This is a genomic window from Herbaspirillum sp. 1173, assembly GCF_031455335.1.
GTDB lineage: Bacteria > Pseudomonadota > Gammaproteobacteria > Burkholderiales > Burkholderiaceae_D > Herbaspirillum > Herbaspirillum huttiense.
The window spans coordinates 36,989-54,513 of the sequence record NZ_JAVDSP010000013.1 but is presented as its reverse complement, the minus strand read 5'-3'; the positions used below and the strand labels follow the sequence as shown (position 1 = coordinate 54,513).

Below are 17,525 nucleotides of genomic sequence, written 5' to 3'. Positions count from 1 at the left end.
GCTCAGGCGTTGCTGACCTTGCGCTTGCCGCGCAATTTGCGCCACAGCTGCCACAGCGCCCCCAGCACGATGGGAACGATGGCACCGACGATGCCGATGAGCACCAGCGTATTGAGGTTCTCCCGCACCACCGGAATATTGCCGAACAGGTAGCCCAGCACCACAAGGCTGACCACCCACAGGAAGGCACCCAGCACGTTGAACAGCTGGAAGCGCGCAAAGCTCATGGCCGAGACGCCGGCGATGAAGGGCGCAAAGGTGCGCACGATGGGGGTGAAACGGGCGATCACGATGGTCTTGCCACCGTGTTTCTCGTAGAAGCTGTGGGTCTTGCGCAGGGCGTCGGGGTTGAGCCAGCGGTAGTTGTGGGTATAGACGCGTTGCCCGACCCAGCCGCCGATCCAGTAATTGAGCGTGTTGCCGGCCACCGCGGCGGCGATCAGCAGGCCCATCAGCAGCCAGATGTCCATGGCCCCCAGCGCACAGAAGGTACCGGCGATGAACAGCAGCGAATCCCCCGGCAGGAAGGGCAGGACCACCAGCCCGGTTTCACAGAAGACAATCAGGAACAACACCGCATAAATGAGCGGGCCGTACTGCTCGATCAGGACGCCCAGATATTTGTCCACGTGCACCAGCACGTCCAGCCACTGCAGATAATCCATAAAGCCCAATCTTTGGTGATTCATCAAGGCCGGGGCTCCCCATCGCCGCGCGGCCGGATATTTCCCTTCTGCAACTCCGTCGGGACCTATCGCACAGGCAAAGCGATCTCGCGCACCTGCGCAGGCATCATACAACACTCACCCCGCCGCAACTCAAGAAGCCCCGATACCGGCCGATAAAATCCTTGAGGAAACTTGCCGCAAGAAGATCCTCACACAAGCTCACAGAGCGTTGTGTGGCGGCCCGGCGAGGCCGCTGCCCGCACGCACAACCGGAAGGATTTGGCATATGATCAAAGTCAGATTCGTTCAGTTTTGATGTGCCGAATATGCATCATCAAGCATGTTCTGCGCCTTTCCGCGGCGCGGTCGCTGGCGGTAAGGCAGACGGGACGGCGCTGACGGACGGGCAAATGGAAGCCACCGGGGGAAAACGGGGAACCCGGGCAATCGCAACTCCGCACTGCATGAGGCAAGACGCACGGGCGTCAATACCGGCCAGAGGGGGCGCTGTATGGGGAGCCAGGAGTCATTCGTGGGCCAGTTCGATCATCCGTCGCAGCCGCAGGGGGATCACCAGCGCCTGCGCGAGGAGGAACGCGAAGCGCTGCTGGGCGCGCTCTGGCGTTCCATGGCCATTCTCGAATTCGCTGCCGATGGCAGCATCCTCGATGCCAATGACAAATTCCTCGGCATGCTGGGCTACCAGCGGCATGAAGTGGTAGGCCAGCATCACCGCATGCTGTGTGACCCGCTCTCTGTCGAGACCGAGGACTACCAGCGCTTCTGGCAACACCTGCGCCAGGGCGAGGTGATCGCCGGTACGCTGCAGCGGCGCAGAATCGACGGCACCATCGTCTGGCTGGAAGCCCTGTGCAGTCCGATCCTGGATGGCAGCGGCCAGCTGCGCAAGGTGATCTCGGTGGCGGCCGACATCAGTTCGCACATCGACGATTCGCATCACAGCAACAATGTGCTCAGCGCCCTGAACCGCTCGCTGGGCGTGGTCGAACTCTCGCCCCAGGGCATGATCCTGGCGGCCAACCGCAACTACCTCAAAACCATGGAATACCTGGCCGACGACCTGATCGGCCAGCCGCACAGCGTGCTGTGTCCGCCCGGCTATGCCGACAGCGAGGAATACGCGATCTTCTGGCGCGACGTCTGCAGTGGCCGCTTCTTCTCCGGCCGCTTCCCGCGCCGCACGCGCAGTGGCCGCACGATCTGGTGGGAAGCCACCTACTCGCCCCTGCTCGATCCCCAGGGCAAGGCCGAGCGCGTGATCTGCATCGGCAACGACGTCACCTACCGCGTCACCCGCGAAAAGAGCGACCGCGAACACCTGCACCTGCTCTCGCTGGGCATCAACGAAACCGACAATGCCGTGCTCATCACCGACGAGCAGAACCGCATCGTCTTCCACAACACCGGGTTCACCCGCATGCTGGGCTTCCAGAGCCAGCAGACCATCGGCAAGCTGCCGCGCGAGCTGTTTGCCAATCACCCGAGTTTCGTCAAGTCGATCGAACGCTGCCATGGCGAACTGCTGCAGGGGCACAGCTTCCACACCGAGGAACTGATCCACGACTTGCACGAACAGCCGGTCTGGATCTCGGCGGTGGTCAATCCCATCCTCGATGTGCAGGGCAAGCTCATCAATGCGGTTTGCGTGATGACCGACATCACCAATACCAAGGTCCATGAAGTCCTGCAGTATCGCGTGCTCAACGCCATGGCGCGCGACTCATCGCTGGCGGAGCAGATGAGCCTGCTGTGCGAAGAAGTGGAACGCGTCGCGCCCGAGGTGATCGCCTCGGTGTTGAGCGTGGATGAACAGGGCCGCCTGCATACCCTGGCCGCACCCAGCCTGCCGGAAGCCTACACACGCGCCATCGAGGGTATCCAGATCGGTCCGCTGGTGGGCTCCTGCGGCAGCGCCGCCTATACCGGCGAGAGCGTGGTCTCGGAAGAGATCGCCACCGATCCGCACTGGGCCGACTACAAGGAAATCGCCTTGAGCCACGGTCTGCAGGCCTGCTGGTCGACCCCGATCAAGTCGGCCGACGGCAAGGTCATCGGCACCTTCGGTTTCTACTATCGCCATCCGCGCGCGCCCAGCGCCTTCCACCACCTGCTGGTGGATGCCGGCCTGCACCTGTGCGCACTGGCCATCGAACGCGAAGCTTCGCGGGCGCGCATCCACCAGCTGGCGTTCTATGATTCGCTGACCGGGCTGCCCAACCGCAGCCTGCTGCTGGTACAGGCCGGGCAAGCGATCGCGGCAGCCGAGCGCAACCGCAGTATGGTGGCGGTGATGTTCATCGACCTTGATCGCTTCAAGCAGGTCAACGATTCACTGGGCCACCAGGCCGGCGATGAACTGCTGCGCACGGTGGCCACGCGGCTGCAATCACAGGCGCGCCGCTCGGACATCGTCGGCCGTCTTTCCGGCGACGAGTTCGTGGTGGTGCTGACCCAATACGACACCGACCACCTGACCGAAGTGGTCAAGCGCATCCAGGAACGGCTGGCCATGCCCTGCCACATCAACGGCACGCCGCTCAATCCCTCGGCCAGCATCGGCGTGGCGATCTTCCCCGACAACGGCCACGACATCGAGACCCTGCTGCATCGGGCCGACATCGCCATGTACCAGGCCAAGGCCGTGAACCGGGGACGTTTCAGCTTCTTCAGCGAGGAGATGAACAGCCTCGCCCAGGAACGGCTGGTGCTGGAAGGCGCGCTGCGGGATGCCTTGCGCGGCGGCAGCTTCGAACTGCACTTCCAGCAGCAGATCAACCTGCACGACCTCAGCCTGCACGGCGTGGAAGCGCTGGCCCGCTGGCACGATCCGCAACTGGGACAGATCTCGCCGGGCCGCTTCATCCCGATTGCCGAAGAATGCGGCCTGATCGGCGAACTGGGCAAGTGGGCGCTGGAAGAGGCCTGCTTCCAGCTGGCTGACTGGCGGCGGCGCGGGATCCAGGTGCCGTCGGTCTCGGTGAACCTGTCGGCCACCAATTTCCACGATCTCGACCTGCCGCAATTTCTCACCGGCCTGCTGCGCCGCTACAGCCTGGCACCGACCGACCTCACGCTGGAAATCACCGAGACCGTGCTGATGGATACCAACCCCAGCACCAACCAGACCATCGCCGCCGTGCATGCACTGGGCATTCCGCTGGCCATGGATGACTTCGGCACCGGTTATTCCAGCCTCGGCTACCTGCGCAAGCTGCCGGTCTCCGAACTCAAGCTGGACCAGAGCTTCGTGCGCGACATGGCCAAGGACGCGGCGGTGAGCGCCCTGACCAATGCGGTCATCCGCATCGGCGAAAGCCTCAAATTGACCGTGGTGGCCGAAGGTGTGGAAGATGCCGACCAGTACCGGCTGCTGATCAGCCAGGGCTGTGACGTGGCGCAGGGCTATTATTTTTCGCGGCCGATGTCGGCTGATCAGCTCGAAAGCTGGGTGCGGGCTTACCGTGGAGAAAACGCCGCTCCGCCGGGGGCGACAGGACCGCGCGGCTGAACTTGGAGAGAAGTAAATACAAGCAGGCAAGAACAATCGAAAGTTCCATGCAAAAAAGGCACTTTCTCGCCGGAAAAACAACAGCACAGTTACATGTGGGCGCAAACATTCGAAGTATTTTGATGCAGCGCAAAATGCTGACGATATACTGACTCGCTTCCCCGCAAGTACCGTGATTTCAGCATGAACGTTGGGCCTCCCTGCAAGGAAGGCCCCTGACGTGAGTGACCGCGTTGCATTGCCGTTTCGGCAATCCGATGCAGCATGCCGCTCCTCCGGCCAAGCTGTCATCGGTACGCAGGCACTGTGTTGCAGGACCTTCCGGAAGACGGAAAGAAGGAGGGCAAACGATGGCGAGATGAGCGCGTAGTCAGCGATCGCCATCGGTCCTCGGATAGTTTTGGTTCGGTATTTGCTTTTCCACACCCTTTGACTTCAAGAACAACAACAGCCATGGCTAATGCAATGTCTGATGCGCGCGGCGCATCTCTGTTTCATCGCTCGGTCGGTGCAAAACTGACTGCCATGACGGTAGCCCTGGTGGGCATCGTCTTCGTGATCGCACTGATGCTGATCACTTACTCCGCTTCACGCATGGTGGAATCGCGCTCCATCGAACAGATGGGCAACGACGCGCGCGGCGTGGCCAACATGGTGGGCATCTTCGACCGCTCGGTGAACAGCCAGGTGGACCGCTTCTCCACCATGTTCGACAAGGAATTCGGCAAGCTCACCCTGGACGAAAGCCGCACCGTGCAGATTGGCGACCGCGCCACGCCGGTGCTGTCCAATGATGGCCGCGAACTGAACCTGGATTTCTCCATCCCCGACCGCTTCACTGCCCACACCGGCGTGACCGCCACCATCTTCGCCAAGACCGGCGATGACTTCGTGCGCGTGTCAACTTCCGTCAAGAAAGAAAACGGCGAACGCGCCGTCGGCACCCTGCTTGACCGCGCCCATCCCGGCTATGCCGCCCTGAAGTCCGACAAGAGCTACAGCGGCCTGGCCACTCTGTTCGGCAAGCAGTACATCACCAAGTATGTGCCCTTCAAGAATGACGCTGGCCAGATCATCGCGGCGCTCTACGTGGGCATCGACATCTCGGCCGACGTGAAGGCGCTGAAGGACCAGATCAAGTCGCTCAAGATCGCCGAGACCGGCAACTTCTACGCGCTCAATGGCCGCGAAGGCAAGGACCAGGGCGTGATGATTGCCGGTGCCCCGCGCGAAGGCAAGGAAGAAGGCGGCAACCTGATCGAGGCCAAGGATGCCGGCGGCGACACCTACATCAAGACCCTGGTGCAGCAGAAGGAAGGCCAGCTGCGCTACACCGGCAGCGATGGCCGCCAGAAAATCGCGGTCTTCACTCACTATGCCCCGTGGAACTGGGTCATCGTCGGTGAAGCAGCAGTCGATGAGATCACGCGCGAAGTCAATTCCATGCGCAATCTCTACATCGGCCTGGGCCTGCTGTTCCTGGCGGTGCTCGGCGCGATCCTGACGGTGATGATCAACCGCATGATCACCCGTCCGCTCGATGCGGTGTGCAATGCCGCCGACCGCATCGCCGGCGGCGACCTCACCACCCGCCTGCACGTGCACAGCAGCGACGAGATCGGCCGCCTGATGGGCGCCTTCAACGGTATCAGCATGGGCCTGTCGGAAGTGGTCTCCAGCGTGCGTGCCGGGACTGAGGAAATCAACACCGCCGCCAGCGAGATCGCCGCCGGCAACCTCAATCTGTCCTCGCGTACCGAGCAGCAAGCGGGTGCCCTGGAAGAAACCGCCTCGGCCATGGAAGAGCTGACCTCGACCGTGAAGCAGAATGCCGCCAACGCGGTTCAAGCCGATGAACTGGCCGGTTCCGCTTCGGAAGTGGCCAGCCACGGCGGCGACGTCGTGGGTCAGGTGGTGCAGACCATGGATGCCATCAACAGCTCCTCGCAACGCATCGTCGACATCATCAGCGTGATCGATGGCATCGCCTTCCAGACCAACATCCTGGCCCTGAACGCGGCGGTGGAAGCGGCCCGCGCCGGTGAGCAGGGACGCGGCTTCGCCGTGGTCGCCACCGAAGTGCGCACGCTGGCCCAGCGCAGCGCCTCGGCCGCCAAGGAAATCAAGGAACTGATCGACGCCTCGGTGCAGACCGTGGCCGGTGGCGGCCAGCTGGTCTCCCAGGCCGGCAACACCATGAACGACGTGGTGGCCAGCGTGCAGCGCGTCTCCACCGTCATCAGCGAGATCACCACCGCCAGCCGCGAGCAGAGCGAAGGCATCGACCAGATCAACCGTGCCATCGCGCAAATGGATGAGAGCACCCAGCAGAATGCAGCGCTGGTGGAGCAGGCCGCAGCCGCTGCACAATCGCTGCAGCAGCAGGCCGAGCGCCTGGCTGCCGCAGTGAGCACCTTCCGTGTGTAAATCATTTATATCGTTTGCATGATTTTCTGCGCGGCGATCCGCGGATTGCCCTGCAGAAAACCCTGATCGCATCAGCTCCCAAGAAGCCGCCCCCGGGCGGCTTCGTCACATCCGGCCCCTGGCGTCGGCAGGTATAATCCCGCCATGAACGCACCGCACTCCTCCCCCGCTTCCGAACCGGCTGCCGCCCTGTCTCACCGCCCCATCCAGGCCCTGCCCGATCAGCTGATCTCGCAGATTGCTGCTGGCGAGGTGATCGAACGTCCTTCCGCCGTGGTCAAGGAATTGCTGGAGAACGCGCTCGATGCCGGCTCCACGCAAATCACCGTGCGCCTGGAGCAAGGCGGCGTCAAGCGCATCGCCATCACCGACAACGGACGCGGCATTCCACCGGAGCAATTGCCGCTGGCACTGGCGCGCCATGCCACCTCCAAGATTGCGTCGCTGACCGATCTGGAGAATGTCTCCACGCTCGGCTTCCGCGGCGAGGCGCTGGCCTCGATCGCCTCGGTGGCCCAGCTCACGGTAACCAGCCGCACCGCCGATGCCCCGCATGCATGGGAAATCACCGGCTCCCAATTTGGTACCGTGGCCCCGGCCTCAGGCGCACAGGGCACGACCATCGACGTGCAGGACCTGTATTTCAACACCCCGGCGCGACGCAAATTCCTCAAGTCCGAACAGACCGAATACGGCCACTGCGCCGAGGTCGTGCGGCGTATTGCGCTGGCGCGTCCGGATGTGAGTTTTTCGCTGTCGCATAACGGCAAGACGGTCGATCACTGGAACGTCGGTGAATTCGCCAAGCGCAGCGCCCACATCCTCGGCGACGAATTCGCCAACGCGCGCCTGCCGCTCGACGAGAGCGCGGGCCCCTTGCGCCTGCATGGATTCGTCGGCCTGCCGACGGCCTCGAAGGCACGCGCCGATGGCCAGTATTTCTACGTCAACGGCCGCTTCGTCCGTGACAAGCTGCTCACCCACGCCGTGCGCGCCGCCTACCAGGATGTGCTGCATGGCGACCGTTATCCGGCCTATGCGCTGTCGCTGACGCTGGACCCGGCGCTGGTGGATGTGAACGTGCACCCATCCAAGATCGAAGTGCGTTTCCGCGACAGCCGTGCGGTGCACCAGTTCGTATTCCACGCGGTCTCGCGCGCGCTGGCGCAGACCTCGGCCGTGTCCTTCGGCAATCTGCCGCAGCAACAGACCGAGAGCGCCGAGGGCGCGCCCGCTCCCGCCAGTGGCCCGAATGCCCCGCTGCCCTGGATGCGCGAACAGAAACAGCAGAGCTTCTCCGCCCAGTTCGCCGAACAACCGCGCCCGTTCTCCTTTGCCGGCAACGGCGGACCGGGCAGCGGCGGCTTCGGCGTACGCCAGGACCGCGCGGCCTACGGCAACATGTTCCGCAGCGAGCCTGCCGGGCAGAGCGACAGCGGCAATGCGGCGGCAGGCTTCAACAGCGCAGCCTTCCAGTCCGCTGCACAGCCCGCCGCCCCCCTGCCGGACGGCGACTTCCCGCTCGGCTTCGCGCTGGCGCAACTGCATGGCATCTACGTGCTGGCGCAGAACCAGGCCGGCCTGGTGGTGGTGGACATGCATGCCGCGCATGAACGCATCCTCTACGAGCAACTGAAGACCGCGCTCGATGGCAACGAGATGTTCGTGCAGCCGCTGCTGATTCCGGTCACCTTCTATGCCGATCCGGTGGAAGTGGGCACGGTGGAAGAACATCAGGAAACGCTGTCGGCCCTGGGCTTCGACATTGCCGTGATGTCCCCGACCACGCTGGCCGTGCGTGCCGTCCCGGCGCTGCTGAAGAACGCTGACGCCCAGACGCTGGCCCGCGACGTCCTGCGCGATGTGCGCGAGTACGGCGGTTCGCGTGTCTTGCTGGAGCGCCGCAACGAACTGCTCGGTACGCTGGCCTGCCATACGGCGGTGCGTGCCAATCGCAGCCTGACGCTGCCGGAGATGAATGCGCTGCTGCGCCAGATGGAAGCCACCGAACGTTCCGACCAGTGCAACCACGGCCGTCCGACCTGGACCCAGATGGGCCTGTCGGATCTGGACAAGCTCTTCCTGCGTGGCCAGTAAGGATCGTGTGATGACCCAGCAACTGCCTCTGGCGGTGGCCATCATGGGCCCCACTGCGTCCGGCAAGACTGCCGCTGCGCTGGAGATTGCCCGCCACCTGCCCTGCGAAATCATTTCCGTCGATTCGGCCCTGGTCTATCGCGAGATGGACATCGGCACCGCCAAGCCCAGCCCGGAAGAGCTGGCGGCCGTGCCGCACCACCTGATCGACATCATCGACCCGACCGAAGCTTACTCGGCCATGCAGTTCCGCCAGGATGCGCTGCGGCTCACGCTGGAGATTGCATCGCGCGGCAAGCTGCCCTTGCTGGTGGGCGGCACGATGCTGTATTTCAAGGTGCTGCGCGACGGGCTGGATGAGCTGCCGCAGGCCGATCCGGCATTGCGTGCGCAACTCGACGAGGAGGCGGCACGGATCGGCATGCCGGCCATGCATGCGCGCCTGGCGACGCTGGACCCGGTCACGGCTGCGCGACTGAAGCCGACTGACAGCCAGCGCATTCAGCGTGCGCTGGAGATCAGCTTGCTGACGGGGCAGCCGATGTCGTCCTTGCTGTCGCAGAAGCCGCCTGAGCCGCTGCCGTTCGAGATGCTGCCGCTGGCGCTGGAACCGGCTGACCGTGCGGTACTGCACGAGCGCATTGCGTTGCGTTTTGATCTGATGCTGCGCGGTGGTGCGCTGGAACGTGAAGTCGCCGCTTTGCGTGCGCGGGGCGACCTGCATCTGGGGCTGCCGTCGATGCGTTGTGTGGGGTATCGCCAGATGTGGGAATACCTGGACGGCAGCATCGATGCCACGGCCCTGCGCGAGAAAGGCATTGCCGCCACGCGGCAACTGGCCAAGCGCCAGCTGACCTGGCTGCGTTCGATGCCGGAGCGCGTCAGCATCGACTGCAACCGCTCGGAGGCAACCGCCGAGGTGCTGGCGCGGGTGCAGCAAGCCTTGGCGGAACGCCGCGCCGGATGAGCTGCCGGGGCCTGTGGATAAAATTAAGAGGGAAATGCGGAAAAAGTATTGACAGAAGGCGATTGGACCTCTATAGTCTCGGGCTTGCCTCCTGGTGATATAGCTCAGCTGGTTAGAGCACAGCACTCATAATGCTGGGGTCGGTGGTTCAAGTCCACCTATCACCACCAGATACCCGTCGCTGCATGTGCAATCATGCGTATGCGGCGCCGTCCGAAAAACCCGCCTCTTCGAAAGAAGGGCGGGTTTTTTGTTTTCTACGTTCAGCTAGATTCCATCATCCAATCAAATCAAAAATCAAAAAATGCATATCACGACCTAGCAACGACCTTGAGCATCTTTGACGGCCGCCTTCACCTGGTCGATGCTCAACCAACGCCTGGAGGAATGCACAACTCTATGGCAATTGGCGCACAGAAGAGCCAGATCTTCTAGCTTGGTTTTGTCGCCCTCTGTCAGCATGTGAACCGGCTTAGTATGATGAACCTCAATGATTCCCTGCCCGACTTCGCCATATTTAATCGAGAAATCGAACCCACATGCCTCACACGCCAAACGACCGTGAGTCTTGAGTGCAATCTTTTTTCGTTGCTCAACGAGTCCTCGTTTACGTTCACGAACGCGATGTATTCTAGTCAAAACACGCCCCTCCTCGGCCTCCTCAATTCCAGGCTCGTCATCACCGCCAAGTATTGAAGGGCTTTGTTCCACTGCGATGCAAATCGCTTCGGCAACTCGCCGCAATCTTTCAACGTCACCGGAAAATTCGCGCCATACTCGTTCTTCATCTTTGTTTCCTCGAGTCAGCCCAACCTTGCCATCCGCGGTGTAATCGGGATCGAAGCGCCTAAAATTCATTAGTTTCATATAGACGCCGTTCGCGTTACGGAATGTTCCATTACTGCTTATTCCAAGCGCGCTCCCCATTTTATTCAGAACTTCAGACAGTTCTTTAACCTCCACACTGTCTTTACCAGGAGGTGATTTTTTATAATCAAGATACAACCGGAGAGCTAAAATCAGTTCGTCTCTTGACCAGGCTTGATTGCGGTGACGGTTAATGTTCCGGTCATGTTCAAGAATACTGCCTCGAATGCCAACTGGCTCGCCTGGGGAAATCGAATTTCCACCTCCATTATTTGACGCCGACAACAATCCCCATACGCCGGAACCTTGGCCGTTAACCGAGTAAAAAAGTGGCTGACCTTTGAAATCCAAGGATTCACTGGCATGCGCTTGAATTTCTCTTTGGATAATATTTTGCCAAGAGTTTGGCAAGGAACTGCCTCGAATGCGTTTGATTTCCGCATAGATGTCATCATAGGAAGCCGTACCTCCCAAATTTAATAGCGCTGAAACAATATCGCTAATCCAGGTAGCCATAAATTTTGATTTTCTTGAATAGACATTTAGTCAAGTGAAAATCAATAATACACTCCATACCTAGAATTATTTCGATGCGTATAAATAGAATGACTTGGTCGGAAGACTTCGTTGAGAAAAGTAATGCAAAGCGATTTGCTGATTGAAAGCCTAGAAGTTCAAGACTAGATAGCTTTGGATCGTATGCAGCGCCGTCCGAAAAAACTCACCTCTTCGAAAGATGGGCGTTTTTTGTTTTCATCGCACAGTGTGTCCGCAGCGCATCTACGCTGCGAAGTCCCTCCCCGACCGAGCGCGCGAAGTGGAACGTGCGACATGACACGACACCGACGGACGCCCCCCCCTGCCACGCTTACTCGAATCCCCAAGAAGCTAATGCGAAATCGTTTGTTGGGCCGCTGAAGGTGCCTGCCTATACTGGGCTCCCGCTTCTCACCCCTCTGACCTTTCTTGCAAACGGGCCCTCCATGACTGCTTTCCCCTCGATCACCAAACGCTGGATACCCAAACTCACCGCATTGCTGGCAGGCCTGACCGTCGCCAGCACCGTGCTGGCCGCACCGCTCAAGATCGGCGTAGTCCCCGGCATCTTCGCCGACTCCGTGGAAGTCGCCGCCAAGGAAGCCAGAAAACAAGGCCTGGATGTGCAAGTCATCGAATTCAGCGATTGGGCCACACCCAACATCGCACTGGATGCCGGCGACATCGACCTGAACTACTACCAGAACAGCAATTACCTGGCCAATGCCGTGCGCAGCAAGGGATTCAAGCTCACCAGCGTGCAGGCTGGCATCCTCTCCTACCTGGGCCTGTACTCCAGCAAATACAACTCCTTGGCCGATCTGCCCAACGGCGCCAAGGTGGCCATCGCCAGCGATCCCGTCAACGTCGGCCGCGGCCTGCGCCTGCTGCAGCACGCAGGCCTGATCACGCTACGCCCTGACACAGGGCTGCTCGGCACCCAGGCCGACATCGTCTCCAATCCCAAGAAGCTGCAGTTCGTCGAGGTCGAGGGACCGCAACTGGTCCGCGTGACGCCCGATGTGGATCTGGCGCAGGGCTTCCCCTATTTCATCATCGCCTCCAAAGCCTTCGATGCGCACAAGGGACTGGCCTATACCAGCTACGAGGATGATTCCTGGGCCATCCAGTTCGTGGCCCGCAGCGACAAGACAAACGATCCGCGCATTGCCCGGTTCCTCACCATCTACAAAAATTCGGAAGCAGTGCGCAGCAGTATCCAGGCGTTCTATCTCAACGACCAGAAACTCTATCGCCTGGCCTGGCTGAAGAAGTAAGCCACCCTACGCAGCATCGTTAACTTTCTTGGAAACGAGCGCGCGGTTGATATTCATCCTGGCAGTTGCAACTCAAGTACGCGCGCAAGCCCGGCAAGCCGAACAGTCGTCATCACGGTGACGGCTGTTCATTTCCAGCGCACCCTGCGCCGCACAGTCAGCGCATCAAACCTGCGAAGGATCTCCGCTCATGCCGCAGGGCAACGGCGAGCGCACAATCCTCACCAACACTCCTGCCTCGGCGGCAATGATGCGAACGAGATGGACAATTTGCTTACGTTCAAGCAGCTTTCACCAACATCTCAGCAACACCTGACGTTAGAATTTACCCCGCACGTGACCAGCAATTAAGCGGCCCGCTAACGGCCCTCATCACATCCGCGGGAGGAGATTCAATGCGGCAGTTCCACGCCATGCCAAAGCAGCGCATCCGTAATAATGCGCGCTGGTCCGCCGTGGCTACAACCATCGCCGCATTGCCTGCACACCACGCCATGACGCCACGCAGCGTCTCGCCATCGGTTGCCCGCACCCCTCGCGCTGGCACGATGTCTGCATACCGCATCTGCATTGCGTTGCACGCACGCGCGAACTCCTGAGCAAGGCAACCCGCTACGCAAGAACATGAATTTGCTCTCCAAGAATTCCCTGGCAGTCCATCTGCTGCGCATCATCTTCGGCAGTTACTTTCTGGTGACGCTGATCGTGACCTGCCTGCAACTTGGCGCTGAATATGAGCACACGCAATCCGGTGTGGACAACGAATTGCGGGCCATGGACCTGACCTTCGGTGCCAGCCTGGCCAGCTCCACCTGGCGCTTCCAGGGGGACGTGCAAAAGGCCACCCTGCGCGGCATCAGCAACCTGCCCGTGGTCACCGGGGTGAAGATCGAAGACCCGCAAGGCAAGCTGGTGATGGCCCAGGGCAATATCATCGATCACGATGGCAAACAGATCCACGTCGACGCCGACGGCGCGCGCAGTACCGTCAAGCCGGGCTTCTTCAATGCCGCCACCAGCCATCGCTTCCCGATTCTCTATCGCGATGAACACGGCGTCACCCACGACATCGGTGCCTGGACCGTCTATTCCAGCCGCCAGGTGGTGATCCGCAAGGTGGCCTACGGCTTTACGCTGATCCTCATCAACTCGGTCATCAAGACGCTGGTGCTGTGGTTCATCTTCCTCTACGTCTTCCATCGCTGGCTCGGACGGCCCATCACACGGCTGTCGGACTTCGTGCGCGGACAGGATCTGAACCAGCCCGATCACCCCGACAATCCGCAACGCATCCGCCTGCGCGGACGCACGCGCCATGAGCTGCACTTCCTGGCCGATGCCATCAACGCGATGCTGTCCAGCCTGCGCAAGCAGTCACGCCAGAACCGCGCGCTCTACGCGCAACTGGAACAGGAAAAGGAATCCCTGCGCGCCCTCAACAAATCGCTGGAGCTGCGCATCGCCGAACGCACGCGTGATCTGGCGCAGGCCAACGAACGTCTGCGTTCACTCAGCCTCACCGATGGCCTCACCGGCATCGCCAACCGCCGCAGCTTCGACGAGACACTGGATCACGAATGGCGGCGCAGCCTGCGCCACGCCAAGCCGCTCACGGTGGCTTTCATCGACGTCGACTGGTTCAAACCCTACAACGATCATTACGGCCACGTGGCCGGGGATGCGGTCTTGCGCCAGGTAGCGCAGACACTGCAGCACACCATCGGCCGCGCCGGTGAAACCGTAGCGCGCTATGGCGGTGAAGAATTCGCGGTGATCCTCGCCGAGACCGATGGCCTCCAGGGCCAGCACATCCTGCAGCGCATGTGCGATGCCATCCATGCGCTGAACCTGCCGCATGCCGGATCCGCTCTGGGCCGCATTACCATCAGCGCCGGCGTGGCCTGGTGCATTCCGGCCCATCCCGACGCGCGGCTGGAATCCTTGCTGCAAGCGGCCGACCGGGCACTCTATCAAGCCAAGACCGATGGCCGCAATCGTGTGTTGCTGGCACCGGCGTTGCCGCCGTCGTCTTCCGCTGCCCCCATCTGAAAAGGAAGTCGCGCATGCTCCATCGTCATTGGCTCAAACCCCTCTCCCATCTGATGTGCTGCGCGTGCCTGGCGGCCATGCTGCCCATCGCGATGGCAGCCGACCAGATCACCTGGGGCAAATACAATGTGCCGCCCTACATGATTCGCAGCGGAGAATTCGCGCATCAGGGCATCTTCGATCTCACCCTCAACGTGCTGAAAAAGGAAATGCCCGGCTACGAGCACGTCGAACTGGAGGCCCCCTTCCCGCGCATCAACAGCGAGATCCGCAAGGGCAGTCACTGGTGCTTCAACGGCATGCTCAAGACCCCGGAGCGCGAACATTACGGCTACCTCTCCCTGCCGATGTCGATCTTCCTGCCACTGCGTATCATCGTGCGGCGTGATCGCGTGGAGGAATTCAGGCACCGGACCTCGCTGACGGGCTTGCTGCAAGACCCTCGGCTGACTACATCGGTGATGCGTGACCGCTCCTACAGCCCGACGGTGGACAAGCTGCTGGCCACCTATCCGCCGCGTGAAAATTATTCCGAACAGATGGAAGCGATCGGCATGCTGCTGGCCGGTCGCCTTGACTACATGGTTGAGCTGCCGCTGCTGGCCTTCGACCAGGCGCGCGCCATGGGCCATGCCGGCGAACTGGTGGCGCTGCCGATGCAGGAGGCCAATGAAGTCGTCTTCAATCGCGTGATGTGCCCCCATAACGAATGGGGCCGGCAAGTGGTGGAGCAGGTCAACAAGGTCCTGCTGGCCGAACGCGCCAAGCCATCGTATCGCGCCATCGTCGAGAAATGGCACGATCCGGAATCGGTAGCGGAAATCCGCAAGATCTATGACAAGGTGTTCCTGAAGATTCCCTGAGCGTGTTGCTCACTCGCGCAGGCCGCCCGCTTCCATCACATCCCAGCACGCGCCCATGGTGTGATAGTCGACCTTGCCGGCGGGCGACTTGGTGTCTTCCAGCTTGCTGCCATCGGCGGCCAGAATGCGGAACCAGGCCCCGTGATGATGATCGACCAGATGCGCCCAGCTCCACGCCCAGATGGCGTGATACTGCTGGCGGAAACGTTCTTCCCCGGTCACGCGCCACAACCGCCATGCACTGGCGAAGGATTCGGCCTGGACCCAGAAATATTTGTCGGTGTCATACGGCCGCAGGTCCGGATCGAAGCCGTAGATCAAACCGCCATACAGGGCATCCCAGCCATGCTGCCACGCCGCGTCCTGCAATTCGGCAGCACGCGTCACGTAGGCCGGGCGCGGCTCCTGTGCATGGGCGATCAGCAGCAGCTTGGCCCACTCGGTCTGGTGGCCGGTCTGGAAGCCCCATGGCTTGAAAATGTTGTCGCGGTTGCCGCGGTTGTAGTCGTGATCCAGGGACCAGTCCTGACGATAATGCTCCCACACCAGATCCTGCGATTGCCGTGCCAATCCAAACACGAAGCGCTCGATCAGCAACTGCGTACGCTCCAGGTAGACCGCGCGCCCGGTGGCGACATGCGCAGCGAGGCAGGCTTCGCACATGTGCATGTTGGCGTTCTGGCCGCGATACGGAATCAGCTCGCCGGAGGGCGTGATCTCGTCCGCATACGCTTCATGCGCAGGCTCAAAGAAGGCGCTCTCCATGCGTTCATACGCCTGCGCCACCTGCTGAGCATCACACAGGCCGACGCGGTGTGCCTGCGCGAATGCCAGCAGCACGAAGGCCTGGCCATAGGCCATGACGGTGCCATCCTCGATCTGGCCATCGCGCAGGGTCCAGGCATACAGGCCGGCCAACGGTCCCTCTGCATGACGGAAGCGCTGCAGATGCGCCAGGGCATGGCGCGTCTGTTCCAGATAGCGTGATTGCCCGGTATGCAGATACGCCATGGACTGCGTGAAGACCAGCCGCGTCGCGCTGACCAGATGCCGATGGCTGCGCTCATAGACGCTGCCATCGTCCTTCAGGTAGTGAAAGAATCCGCCCTCGGGATCGATGGCATGGCGGTCGTAAAAGGCCAGCGTATCGGCCACATGCGCCTGCAGGAAGGCGCGGCTTTCGAGATCGGGAAGGGACATGCCGGCTCCGGATGGGGAAGAGAGTGTCATTGCGCGGCATCCTTCTGACGCCATTTGTCGAGGATCACGGCCAGCACGATGACCGCGCCCTTGGCCACGTATTGCCAGAACGACGACAGGCCGAGGATGGTCAGCCCGTTGTTCATCACGCCGATGATCAGCGCCCCTACCACCGTCCCCCAGATCGTGCCCACGCCCCCCATGAGGCTGGTGCCGCCCAGCACCACGGCGGCAATCGCGTCCAGTTCATAGCCGCTGCCCCAGTTGCCGTTGGCGCCATACAGGCGGCTGGCCGACATGGCGCCGGCCAGGCCGGCGAACAGGCCGCTGATCGAATATACGAACAGCAGCACCAGTCCCACGCGGATACCGGTCAGGCGCGCCGCCTGCAGGTTGCCGCCGATGGCGTAGATGTGCATGCCCAGCACCGTCTTGCGCAGGATCACCCAGGACAGCAGCACCACCGCGACCGCCACCCAGATCAGCCAGGGGACGTGCAGGAAATCGCCATTGCCTATCCATTCGAAACTGGGGATGTCATTGTTCAGCACCGTGGTGCCATCGGCCAGCAGATAGGCCGCCCCGCGGAAGGCTGTCATCGTGCCCAGCGTCACCACGAAGGCATTGATGTTGAGGAAGGCCACCATGGCCCCATTGACCATGCCCATCAACAGCCCCGACAAGATGAACATGGGAATCGACCAGCCCGGCGCGGCACTGAGCGATATCTGCATGCCCAGCACCGCCGACACTGCCAGCACGGAGCCGACCGACAGGTCGATGCCGGCGGTAAGGATGACGAAGGTCATGCCGGCCGCCAGTACCAGGTTGATGGCGACCTGGCGCAGGATGTTCATGGTGTTTTCGGCGGTGGCGAAGTTGGAACTGCCGTCGCCGCTGAGATAGATGGTGAGCGCATAGAACAGCAGATACAGCACCACCAGTACCGGCAACATGCCCAGCCGGTGCAGCAGCCATTGCGACGCCGTGGAAGAGGAACGCGCCGCAGCCGCGTTCTTGTGCAGAGGAGTTGGATGAGCCATG

11 protein-coding genes and 1 tRNA gene are annotated in these 17,525 nt (G+C 61.4%); 8 read left to right on the top strand and 4 right to left on the bottom strand.

Annotation, left to right across the window (positions count from 1 at the left end):
* Positions 1-2 precede the first annotated feature (2 nt).
* Positions 3-665 (bottom strand): VTT domain-containing protein, encoded by a 663-nt coding sequence (locus tag J2X56_RS25785; protein WP_204727166.1) that lies wholly within the window; start codon positions 663-665, stop codon positions 3-5.
* Between the two features lie 514 nt (positions 666-1,179).
* Here J2X56_RS25785 and J2X56_RS25780 point away from each other — a divergent pair.
* The 5 genes from J2X56_RS25780 (at position 1,180) to J2X56_RS25760 (ending at position 9,858) form a co-directional block, all read left to right on the top strand.
* The gene (locus J2X56_RS25780; protein ID WP_310163907.1) at positions 1,180-4,197 is read left to right on the top strand and encodes an EAL domain-containing protein; all 3,018 of its coding nucleotides are present in this window, start codon (positions 1,180-1,182) and stop codon (positions 4,195-4,197) included.
* 453 nt (positions 4,198-4,650) lie between these two features.
* On the top strand, positions 4,651-6,624 hold the full coding sequence (locus J2X56_RS25775; RefSeq protein WP_134135389.1) for a methyl-accepting chemotaxis protein: 1,974 nt from the start codon (positions 4,651-4,653) through the stop codon (positions 6,622-6,624).
* Between the two features lie 144 nt (positions 6,625-6,768).
* On the top strand, positions 6,769-8,721 hold the full coding sequence (gene mutL / locus J2X56_RS25770) for a DNA mismatch repair endonuclease MutL (RefSeq protein WP_310163905.1): 1,953 nt from the start codon (positions 6,769-6,771) through the stop codon (positions 8,719-8,721).
* A 10-nt stretch (positions 8,722-8,731) separates the two neighbouring features.
* Positions 8,732-9,688 carry a tRNA (adenosine(37)-N6)-dimethylallyltransferase MiaA gene (gene miaA / locus J2X56_RS25765; RefSeq protein ID WP_310163902.1) on the top strand — a complete coding sequence of 319 codons (957 nt, stop codon included), beginning with the start codon at positions 8,732-8,734 and terminating at the stop codon, positions 9,686-9,688.
* Between the two features lie 93 nt (positions 9,689-9,781).
* Positions 9,782-9,858: transfer RNA gene (locus J2X56_RS25760), tRNA-Met, on the top strand.
* 148 nt (positions 9,859-10,006) lie between these two features.
* Here the strand turns inward: J2X56_RS25760 and J2X56_RS25755 are convergent.
* Positions 10,007-11,071 carry an HNH endonuclease gene (locus tag J2X56_RS25755; RefSeq protein WP_310163898.1) on the bottom strand — a complete coding sequence of 355 codons (1,065 nt, stop codon included), beginning with the start codon at positions 11,069-11,071 and terminating at the stop codon, positions 10,007-10,009.
* 467 nt (positions 11,072-11,538) lie between these two features.
* Here J2X56_RS25755 and J2X56_RS25750 point away from each other — a divergent pair, with 467 nt between their 5' ends.
* The 3 genes from J2X56_RS25750 to J2X56_RS25740 all read left to right on the top strand — a co-directional run bounded on the left by J2X56_RS25750 (position 11,539) and on the right by J2X56_RS25740 (position 15,281).
* Positions 11,539-12,369 carry a MetQ/NlpA family ABC transporter substrate-binding protein gene (locus J2X56_RS25750; protein WP_310163895.1) on the top strand — a complete coding sequence of 277 codons (831 nt, stop codon included), beginning with the start codon at positions 11,539-11,541 and terminating at the stop codon, positions 12,367-12,369.
* A gap of 624 nt (positions 12,370-12,993) precedes the next feature.
* Positions 12,994-14,418: a diguanylate cyclase gene (locus tag J2X56_RS25745; RefSeq protein ID WP_310163893.1), complete on the top strand. Its 1,425-nt coding sequence runs from the start codon at positions 12,994-12,996 to the stop codon at positions 14,416-14,418.
* Between the two features lie 53 nt (positions 14,419-14,471).
* A complete protein-coding gene (locus tag J2X56_RS25740) occupies positions 14,472-15,281 on the top strand; it encodes a TIGR02285 family protein (RefSeq protein WP_409025231.1) in 810 nt (269 codons plus the stop codon).
* Between the two features lie 9 nt (positions 15,282-15,290).
* Here J2X56_RS25740 and J2X56_RS25735 read toward each other — a convergent pair whose 3' ends face one another.
* Complete coding sequence (locus J2X56_RS25735) at positions 15,291-16,481, bottom strand: AGE family epimerase/isomerase (RefSeq protein ID WP_310163887.1); 1,191 nt, start codon at positions 16,479-16,481, stop codon at positions 15,291-15,293.
* Positions 16,482-16,507: 26 nt separating this feature from the next.
* Positions 16,508-17,524 (bottom strand): ABC transporter permease subunit, encoded by a 1,017-nt coding sequence (locus J2X56_RS25730; RefSeq protein WP_310163884.1) that lies wholly within the window; start codon positions 17,522-17,524, stop codon positions 16,508-16,510.
* Between the last annotated feature and the right edge of the window lies 1 nt (position 17,525).

What these genes read in the sequence shown, in the direction of transcription:
- J2X56_RS25735 (WP_310163887.1), bottom strand. Translation starts at nt 16,481, where the DNA reads ATGTCCCTTCCCGATCTCGAAAGCCGCGCCTTCCTGCAGGCGCATGTG.
- mutL (WP_310163905.1), top strand. Translation starts at nt 6,769, where the DNA reads ATGAACGCACCGCACTCCTCCCCCGCTTCCGAACCGGCTGCCGCCCTG.
- J2X56_RS25740 (WP_409025231.1), top strand. Translation starts at nt 14,472, where the DNA reads ATGTGCTGCGCGTGCCTGGCGGCCATGCTGCCCATCGCGATGGCAGCC.
- J2X56_RS25785 (WP_204727166.1), bottom strand. Translation starts at nt 665, where the DNA reads ATGGATTATCTGCAGTGGCTGGACGTGCTGGTGCACGTGGACAAATAT.
- J2X56_RS25745 (WP_310163893.1), top strand. Translation starts at nt 12,994, where the DNA reads ATGAATTTGCTCTCCAAGAATTCCCTGGCAGTCCATCTGCTGCGCATC.
- J2X56_RS25775 (WP_134135389.1), top strand. Translation starts at nt 4,651, where the DNA reads ATGGCTAATGCAATGTCTGATGCGCGCGGCGCATCTCTGTTTCATCGC.
- J2X56_RS25780 (WP_310163907.1), top strand. Translation starts at nt 1,180, where the DNA reads ATGGGGAGCCAGGAGTCATTCGTGGGCCAGTTCGATCATCCGTCGCAG.
- J2X56_RS25730 (WP_310163884.1), bottom strand. Translation starts at nt 17,524, where the DNA reads ATGGCTCATCCAACTCCTCTGCACAAGAACGCGGCTGCGGCGCGTTCC.
- miaA (WP_310163902.1), top strand. Translation starts at nt 8,732, where the DNA reads ATGACCCAGCAACTGCCTCTGGCGGTGGCCATCATGGGCCCCACTGCG.
- J2X56_RS25755 (WP_310163898.1), bottom strand. Translation starts at nt 11,071, where the DNA reads ATGGCTACCTGGATTAGCGATATTGTTTCAGCGCTATTAAATTTGGGA.
- J2X56_RS25750 (WP_310163895.1), top strand. Translation starts at nt 11,539, where the DNA reads ATGACTGCTTTCCCCTCGATCACCAAACGCTGGATACCCAAACTCACC.